The sequence below is a fragment of the Cutibacterium namnetense genome, assembly GCF_001642025.1.
Lineage (GTDB): Bacteria > Actinomycetota > Actinomycetes > Propionibacteriales > Propionibacteriaceae > Cutibacterium > Cutibacterium namnetense.
The window spans coordinates 1-1,627 of sequence record NZ_LWHO01000011.1; the positions used below are offsets into that span (position 1 = coordinate 1).

Sequence of the window (1,627 nt, forward strand, 5' to 3'; positions counted from 1 at the left end):
TGTCGTGGTGGTGGGGTAGTGGGGTACTGTGGTGGTGTTGACAGTGTGGTTGATGGTTCGCGCAGGAGCGTTGGTGCTGGTCTGTATCTGGTGTGAAGTGTCAACGTGGCCCTAGTGTGTAGTAGGGTTTCGTATGACTAGCCAGAGGGGCTAGCCTCTATAAGGGATTCTATAATCTTAGGAGAACGAATGCGTCAGTCAAAAATTGCAGTCGCCGTTGCGACAGCGACTGCGCTAGTCGGATCGATCGCAGCAATCACCCTCCCCCAGGCAAGTGCTAGTTCCAATACGCAAAGCTCGATAAGCCGGGCGGCTGTCAGTGGTTCCAACGGGGACGGGATCATCGGCAAGGACTGCCGTAAAGCAATCATCAACGACGCGAAGCTGCGTGCTGAGATTGTTGCTTCGCTGGTCAAGGCTGGATTTAGCTCAGCTGACGCGGTAGCTCTGGCACCTCGCATCGCCGCCGAGATGGCCAAGGAGGGTGTCCTCCTGATCAATCATCACAAGCTGGAGACCCTCGTGAAGGCCCAGCTGGGTCTGGTCGCTGACGCGAAGATTCAGCGGGCAGCTGCTGCCATCGACCTCAACATTCAGGCTATTCTCGCTGCCACCATCATTCCCAATGCGCTGCATTCCGTCGCATTCAAGGATGCGGTAGTCGCCAACCTCGTCGCCGCCGGTCTTGACAAGCATCTGGCCCGGGCGACGGCTGTTGCCATTGCCGCCACCGCTCTCAATCCGACTCTTGGGCCCATCGCAAAGGCTGAGGCTATCAAGGCCGAAATCGCCGCCCAGGCAGCTCTGCTGGCGAACAGGGGTGTGCACCTGAAGAAAGCACAGATCGAGCACATCATCGGCCGCTCCTTCGATGCCGCTGTTGCCGGAGCGATTGTCAGCTCCCCCCTGCTGAAGGCACGTATCGTCACTCACTTGGTCAGGGCCGGCATCGATGATGCCACCGCAGCCAACATCGCGCCTCACATCATCAAGCGTTTGGCCAAAGAGCCGCTTCTGGCCTTCAACACGGCCAAGCTCAACAAGGACATCGCTCGCCAGATCGCCGACGTCGTCAACGCTGAGAAGGCTATCGACGCCTACAAGCAGCTCAAGAAGGACCTGCCGACTCTCGACGACCTCGTGAAGCAGGCTTGCTCCTGCCCGAAGCCGACTCCGACCCCGAAGCCGACTCCCACCAGTGCAGCAACTTCGGATGGGTCGACCAGCCGCTCAGGAGACCGTTCCCACGGCAACTTCGCGCCTCGTCACGCCCATACTGCCGCTTCGGTAGCAATCCACCGGGGTGCCCTCCCGACCACGAGAATCTGATAACCCCTTAAGGTTTATCCCCCAATAGGTAATGGCCATGGTCCACAATCCTTGTGGACCATGGCCATTACCTTTCAGCCACACCCCAGAAACCAGCACTCCAAACGCACTAACCCCTCACACAAAACCAGACACACCACACCACAACAGCCGACCCGCAACTACCAGCAGATCATTCCCACCCACAACCCGACAGATCACATCCGATCAGGAGCATCAATACCCAACAAACCAAGACCCCGACCAAGCACCCGACGAGTAGCCGCACACAAAGCCAAACGCGACCCACGAACCTCGC

General features: G+C 58.5%; 2 protein-coding genes. One reads left to right on the top strand and one right to left on the bottom strand.

Features of this window, described 5'->3' with window-relative positions; all coding sequences use genetic code 11:
* Positions 1 to 189 precede the first annotated feature (189 nt).
* A complete protein-coding gene (locus A5483_RS10055) occupies positions 190 to 1,329 on the top strand; it encodes an adhesin (RefSeq protein ID WP_241497708.1) in 1,140 nt (379 codons plus the stop codon).
* 197 nt (positions 1,330 to 1,526) lie between these two features.
* Here A5483_RS10055 and A5483_RS12560 read toward each other — a convergent pair.
* The coding region (locus A5483_RS12560) for a DALR anticodon-binding domain-containing protein (RefSeq protein ID WP_153023091.1) at positions 1,527 to 1,627 on the bottom strand (101 nt) is incomplete at its 5' end.

Bases quoted from the DNA above. Each gene is read 5' to 3' on its own strand.
- A5483_RS10055 (WP_241497708.1), top strand. From the start codon at position 190: ATGCGTCAGTCAAAAATTGCAGTCGCCGTTGCGACAGCGACTGCGCTA.